The organism is Nitrosomonas eutropha, from assembly GCF_900116685.1.
GTDB classification, from domain to species: Bacteria; Pseudomonadota; Gammaproteobacteria; order Burkholderiales; family Nitrosomonadaceae; genus Nitrosomonas; species Nitrosomonas eutropha_A.
In genome coordinates this window covers 1-6,679 of record NZ_FPBL01000024.1, presented here as the reverse complement: position 1 = coordinate 6,679, position 6,679 = coordinate 1, and the positions used below count along the sequence as shown (strand labels likewise).

Genomic DNA, 6,679 nt, shown 5'->3' with positions numbered 1-6,679 from the left:
ATCGAATCAGGAACGGATCCTGAACATGCTGACCACGTCGAACAAGGATCTGGCGATCATGGGACAGCCGCCGAAGGATGCGGAATTGGTCGCTCAAGCCTTTCTTGACAATCCGCTGGTTGTGATTGCCGCACCGACCCATCCGCTGGCAGCCAAGACCCGGATCACACTCAAACACCTGGAGCGCGAAACCTTCATCACCCGCGAGCCTGGCTCAGGAACGCGCAAAGCGGCTGAGCGGCATTTCTCCCGGTACGGAGTAGAGTTTCATTCGGTAATGGAAATGAGCAGCAACGAGGCGATCAAGCAGGCGGTGGAAGCCAGATTAGGCTTGGGCATCCTATCCTTGCATACGCTCGAACTCGAATTGGCGATGCAGCGCCTAACCGTGCTCGATGTCGAGCGCTTTCCGATTGTGCGACAATGGTTCGTCGTGCATCGCAAAGGCAAGCGGCTGTCAACTGTAGCGCAAGCCTTTCTCGACTTTCTGATTCGCGAGGCAAGGCCTCTGGCTTCGCTCCAGGATCCGGCCACCGCGTAATTCAGGCCATAAACTTGACTGGGCGGCCGACCTGGATATCGCTTACGAAAATCACTCCGGAATGAGCCTCGAAAAACGGCTGAAAGCCTTCGAGCAATGCATCAACGAGATTCGGTGGCACCGCGACGATGATCATGATCAGCGCATCGTCCTCGTTGAACATCAAGTGCCCTTCATAGAAACCCTGGCTGCCCTTGCCTGAGAGATTGCCGACGATGGTGTAACCTTTTACGTCGGCGCGATCAAGCAGGCCGGTAGCGAATTCGCGGTGCTCGCCTTCGAGGATGATTTCCAGTTTTTTCAGGGGAGAGAGTTTGAACGCGCTCATGCTGTGACGACCTCCTCGGTGTATGTCGATTGAGATGCGGATCCGAAATGTACTTGCCATTGGCCATTGTCGAAAACATAGGCCTGCATATCCTGCGTTGGATCAAGGATGATGGTACGGATCCATTGTCCCTGCACCAGACTCTTGATCTTAGCCACGGCCTCGATGGCGCGGCGCGCGAAGTCCAGCGGCGCTTCGATCATCACGATCATGCGCAAGGGCTCGTGATAAGGCTGGCCATGGCGCATCACGGTCTGCGCCGGCAGTCCGGTGCGCAGATCGGACAGATTGCCGGTCATCACACCGAAGCGCCCGGCAACATTGTGATAAACCTTACTGCCGCTGCCGAAATGAGTGTTGTCGACAGTGGAGAAGTAGTGCTCCATATTGATCCACTGCCCCACCACCACCGGGCCGGTGAGAATGTTTTCCAGCAGACGCCCCTTAGGATCGACCCGCCAGTCATAGGACTGCAGGAAGGCGCGCCCATGCAAATTGGCCTTCTGCGTTAAGCCGCGTCGTCCCACGATGAAATGCAGATTGCCCGACAATCCCCACTCGGGTCGCACCTGCGACCAGTCGTGCGACATGGCACGCGCTATGCGATGGGCCTGAGCCGGTTTCAAGGCTTTTGCCTGCGGCAGCAGCGTCGGAACGCGTTCGGCTGCGGAAAGCCGCGATGCCGCATACAGGCCGTTACGTAAACGCTCCAGATACACCAGTAACCGTGGCGGCAAAAGCTCCAGATCGCATAATTCAACGGTATCGGTGGTAGTCGTGTGCAGCCCCGGAACAAACCAGGTGTCGGCGGGAATATCCATTCCGATATTCCGCAGTTTCGCCCGCACTTCGGCTCTATTGGCCATTTGTGCCAGTACCCTGGCGCTGACTAGCCCGTCACTGCCGCCGCAGGCGCCGCAATCGAGCGCCGATTCATAGGGATTGTTCTCTGATTGACTGCCGTGCCCGATGAGCAGTACGAAGCGCGAGAAATTGCGGGTCAGGCCAATCGAAGTCAGCACGGTCCAGACATAGTTGACCTGCTCGTCGAGCGAAAAGCCGATCCGCCCCAAGCGCAGCATCTGGTAATTTGCATATGACGAATTGACACGGTAGACCTCGCGCACTTGCTCGATAAATCGCGCTTCTCGTTCCAGGGAAAGGCCGAACTCACGCACCAGCATCGTAGTGCCGCTGCAATGGCCCAGCGCTGTTTCGCGCAGCTCGCGAATCATGTCGTCGTTGACGCGCTCCCGCTCAATGCCAAGCTCGATACGTAAAGCACTGACGATCATCGCTCTTTGCAGAGCGCGCACAATGGAGTCCGCCTGCTCGCGGTTGAGCTTGTCCAGCAGCAAGTGAGTAACCGGGCGCGGCGCGTCCAACCGGCTGCGCCAACGGTGATAAGCCGATGGCGCCATGGTCTTGCCAATCAAATCGAAGCCGAACAGCGCGCCAATGGCCTCTACTGTGATAAAGGGAGAGATCACCGAACTCTTCAGATCGTGCAGCACATGGCCGAGAGTCGAGACAAAATCCTCTTCATCGAAGTCGATTGCGGCGGGAATCTCGAGCACGAGATTTTTCGGCGTGACAATCGCCGGACACAGATGGGTTTCACTTCCTTTGCCGTAACCCAAAAAGCCTACGGGAACGCCAAAGAACCCAACAAGGCCGAAAGTCAGGAAATCTCCGATGCTCTCCAGATTGCGTCGCAGTCGTTCAGAGCGTGCATCAATGCAAAACAGCGCCTGTGCAAAAGCGCGCTTCGGCACCGCCGGCTCATCCGGGGTTACAATCTGGCCCAGCAGACGGTCAATGGCGCGCGCTTCAAGTGCGCGCAGCCACATCGACCCTTCCTGCGCAGCAAAGCGCTGCAGCACCTTAAGGACTTCGGCGGTACCCTGCGCTCCGAGCGTGGACAGCGTCTGCACCGGTGTTCCGGCCTGCTCCGCAATTTTCTGCAGTATCTGGCTCTGCCGCTGCGCGCGTGCGCGGCGCCATTCTTTCGCGTAGTCCTCGGCCAATCGAGCTACGCGACTCCCGTTGCGCCGCTCCAGCGTATCATCGATACGTTGAGCCCACCCGGGTAAAAGCTCTCCCGCGTACAACGCATAGCGCAATACGGCACAGTCGCGTTGCTCGCGCAAAAAGGCGTCGAACGCAGGTCGGTTCGCAGGTGTTTTACGACGCCGTGCGCTTTCTTCGATCAGCGCCAGCGCGAATACCAGGCGCACAGCAAGGAAATCGACCAGATCGGCCGGGTACCTGTGTCCCCAATGATAATGCTTGGCTCCCGAGCGCCAGCGGATAAAGCCGGCCCAGCCATGCAGCCGCAACAGTTCGCGCGAGAAATACGCTTGCCAATGCTCTTCGGCGATGCCTAGCGACTGCATGACGTGGGCAATCGCGGCATCTGCGCGTGGCGCCTGATCGAGGATACGCTTGATCGCCAACCCGCGCAAAAACATGCGGCCGTTGCGCCGGACAACGTCAGCCCAGGCGGCGTAAAAACCCTGCTCCCGACCGGGCATGCGCCACGATGACTGATCTTCGTCGAAAAAATCCAAACAGCTTTTGACCACCAGCTCGTCGAGCTCGGCAGCAAGATTGGTTCCCCACAGGGAATCGATACATTCGGTCAGTGGCCGCCAAAGAGGCAGATCGGCACGCATCGCAACATCCAGGCCAGCCGCAATGGCGCCGTCATTTGGGATGGCCTGGCCGGCCAGCACTGCAGCGACGTCTTCGGCAAGGACATGCGGCACACAGGGCGAGGCATCGGTCGGTGCTTCGCGCACTGCGCTCAGCCAGCGCTGCCAGTCGATGCCATCGATACTGGGAGCGGTCTGCGCAAATTGTGCGGTAATCGCATCGAGCATGCGCACATCGCCCTTGCCTGCGCGCAGATAGCGCTGATAAGTGGTGCGTGGGAGGTATACGCGGGCATGGAAAAGTCCGCGCGCAGCCTGAACCGCCTCTGTGAACGGCAGACCTTCCAACCCATGCAAGGGATTGTTGTAAATGAATGTGCGCATCGGCCAGAATAACGGCACAGGCTCGGCAGCCACATAGGTCGTGGCATGCACGCGCAAGATCTTGCCCAGGTTCAATGCATCAACCATGTCATGCTCCAGAAAGAAGCGGCCACAATCGCAGCCACGGCCAACAACGCGGCCAGAACAGTCCAGAATACCGGGACGTCGTCGCGCACTGCAGATTCAGAAACATATTCAGCGTGCGGCGTTCCAAACAGAAATCCCTGCCATATCTGCGCTCCCGCCCAACTCCACAGCAGCCAAACGACGAGAACGCTGACGACGGTCACAGCGTTACCCAGGATCAGCAAATAGATCATCGCGAAAAACACCGGAAACACCGGTGTGCCGAGGGCAGCGAGAACCGAGAGCGTGGTCGCCATGCCCAGACGCGGCATCGCCCGCGCCAAGCCCGGCCGCAGGCCGACGTAGGCATCGCCCCAACGGTTGCGCAAGCAATGACTGACCAGTGCTAGCGCCAGCGCGGTCACAGATAGGCATGTCATTGTCGCGCTCAGCCCCATTTCGCTGACCTCGCCGATGACGCCGATCCAGGCCAGCGCCCAGGCCGAGCTCGCATAAAACCCAATCCAGATGTCGAAATCGCGGGTCGACAGCATACGCCAGGCGTAAAAAAGAGATGTGCCGGTTGCCCACGCAAGCACGGCAGATGTCCAGGCCTGCGAAAGATGCATGCCAGCTCCGGCAATCAGCCACACGCCTATTTGCGGCCAAATCAGTAGCAAGGCTGCGCGTAACCACACCAAGCGCACCGCACGTAATGCAGCGTTGAAAACCATGCTAAACGGGAATAATGGCAGGAAAAAAACTGCCAACAGTACCATTGGTGAGACCATCATCGGTGTCATCTCCATGAATCAGATCCAGCGCAGCCACACGTTCACGCGCTTGGAGCTGTCTTGTAGCATGCGTCCCAGACGCGCAAACACGTCTGCCACGTAGAACTCGCGCGAGAACAAGGCGTAAAGATTGAGGTAAACGGTGTTCCAGGCTCCAGAACGTCCGCCCAGATTCAAGGAATCGGCGTACAAGGTGACGAGCCATGCTGCCACCAGGATCAAGGTCAGCACCACCACGAGGATATCGAAAGCAATCAGATCGACTCCTGCTGCGTCATACATCGCGTTCAACAGAGCCGCGTCAGGATAGAGGAAGTGCTCGAACAGATGCCCTATTACCGTATAACCTACGACAACGATAACAAACGACAGGAAGATCATGCCCATCGACCGCCATGGATTCTCTGTGGGCAGACGGTGAATCGAGAAAAAGACCTGGGCGCCCGTGACCCAGCCGAAAAACAGCAGAATAACCGCTCCTTGCTTGTGCACGAAATCAGCTGCCACCAGCAGATGCGAGAAGCCGAGCACGAAGGCCGGAACCAGCACCGTCACTGCCAATGCGACCAACCAGGGCAGGCGCACCAGGCGCAGAGGCTTGCGCTCAACCACCGAGGTATAGATGTCGTCAGGAGGCACGCCATCGTTGCGGCGCGCATCGCTGATCACCCCGCCCGACCCGAGAAACAACGTGGCCTTGAACAGACCGTGCGCAATAAGATGGTACACCGCGAGCGAAAACGCTCCGAGCCCGCACTCCATCACCATAAAGCCCATCTGACCCATCGTCGAGTAACCCAGCGATTTCTTGATGTCGTTTTGCGTGAGCATCAGTATCGATCCGATCAGCGCGGTCAGTAATCCAACCGCGAACACTACGTGCAGCACGTTTGACGCGTGCACGAACAAGGGGGCAAAACGGTTGAGCAAAAAGCCACCAGCGTTGACGATACCGGCATGCATCAGTGCCGACACCGGGGTTGGCCCCTCCATTGTGTACGGCAGCCAGGAATGCAACGGAAACTGCGCGGAACGCGCAAACGCAGCCAACGCCACTAGCATCGCCGCAGTGCTCGCCGCCGGCCAGCCGCCAACTGTCACGCCGGGATTGGCCTCGATGCGCGCGAACAGTTCGGGCAACTGCATCGTGCCGTAAGCGTGCCCAAGCACAAGAGCAGCACCGAGCAAAGGCAGGTCGCCGGCGCGATAGGTGATGAAAGTCCAGAACGCATAGCGCCCGCTGGCTGCGCGCGTGGTGTCGTGTCCCAGCAGGAAGTACAGCAGCACCCCCACCAGGAACCAGGACACGACCAGCGTGAGCAAGTCGGATGCGCATACCAGCAGCAAAATATTCGCCGTCATCAGGTCCAGCAACGCGAAGAACCGCGCATAGCCGCGCTCGTCGGCCATATACTGCACCGCGTACATATGCACGATCAAACTAATGCCCGAGACCAGTATCGCCATGACTACGGCTAGGTTGTCCAGGATTAAGGCCAACGGCCCAGCGCGCAGCACCTGGACCTGTTCAGCCGGCACTCGCAGTACTGCAACCAAGAGGGCCAGCGCCAGTAGCAGAGTCAGCCCCATGAAACCTGTGCTGATCCGCGCCGCCCGATACTCGGCGGAGCGAGACAACAACGGTGCGACGATAGCGGAAAGAACCGGCAAGGCCGGCAAAGCTATCAGACAAAACGCGACCCAATCGTTCACGACAGATACGTCCTCGATAAAGGGAAAGGCAAATGCGTCAAGATGTGGACCCGCTCCTCCGGGTTGCACTGGACGCCCGTTTCTGAACCGAGGCGAACCCTATCCATCCATTCGCATCAGCAGTGCCATCCTAAAGGCAGTCAAAAGATAATGAAAATTTTAAATTCTTATTTAGAACATAAGAAAAAATTATGTTTTA

5 protein-coding genes are annotated in these 6,679 nt (G+C 58.1%); 1 reads left to right on the top strand and 4 read right to left on the bottom strand.

Going from position 1 to position 6,679, the window contains the following annotated elements:
• Positions 1–541, top strand: a 541-nt coding sequence (locus tag BM331_RS11245; protein WP_256214906.1) for a LysR substrate-binding domain-containing protein, incomplete at its 5' end; no start/stop codon positions are given.
• A gap of 1 nt (position 542) precedes the next feature.
• Here the strand turns inward: BM331_RS11245 and BM331_RS11240 are convergent.
• Genes BM331_RS11240 through BM331_RS11225 form a run of 4 tightly spaced genes read right to left on the bottom strand, consistent with a single transcriptional unit; the run spans position 543 to position 6,480 of the window.
• The gene (locus BM331_RS11240; RefSeq protein WP_074929549.1) at positions 543–869 is read right to left on the bottom strand and encodes a P-II family nitrogen regulator; all 327 of its coding nucleotides are present in this window, start codon (positions 867–869) and stop codon (positions 543–545) included.
• Complete coding sequence (locus BM331_RS11235) at positions 866–3,994, bottom strand: DUF2309 domain-containing protein (protein WP_074929548.1); 3,129 nt, start codon at positions 3,992–3,994, stop codon at positions 866–868. The genes BM331_RS11240 and BM331_RS11235 overlap by 4 nt, the downstream gene beginning before the upstream one ends.
• Positions 3,979–4,782, bottom strand: coding sequence for a hypothetical protein (locus BM331_RS11230; protein ID WP_083414764.1), 804 nt, complete (start codon positions 4,780–4,782; stop codon positions 3,979–3,981). Before BM331_RS11230 ends, BM331_RS11235 begins: the two co-directional genes overlap by 16 nt.
• A gap of 3 nt (positions 4,783–4,785) precedes the next feature.
• The gene (locus tag BM331_RS11225; protein ID WP_074929552.1) at positions 4,786–6,480 is read right to left on the bottom strand and encodes an NADH-quinone oxidoreductase subunit 5 family protein; all 1,695 of its coding nucleotides are present in this window, start codon (positions 6,478–6,480) and stop codon (positions 4,786–4,788) included.
• Between the last annotated feature and the right edge of the window lie 199 nt (positions 6,481–6,679).

Coding starts and splice junctions, on each gene's coding strand:
- BM331_RS11240 (WP_074929549.1), bottom strand. CDS start 869: ATGAGCGCGTTCAAACTCTCTCCCCTGAAAAAACTGGAAATCATCCTC.
- BM331_RS11235 (WP_074929548.1), bottom strand. CDS start 3,994: ATGGTTGATGCATTGAACCTGGGCAAGATCTTGCGCGTGCATGCCACG.
- BM331_RS11230 (WP_083414764.1), bottom strand. CDS start 4,782: ATGGAGATGACACCGATGATGGTCTCACCAATGGTACTGTTGGCAGTT.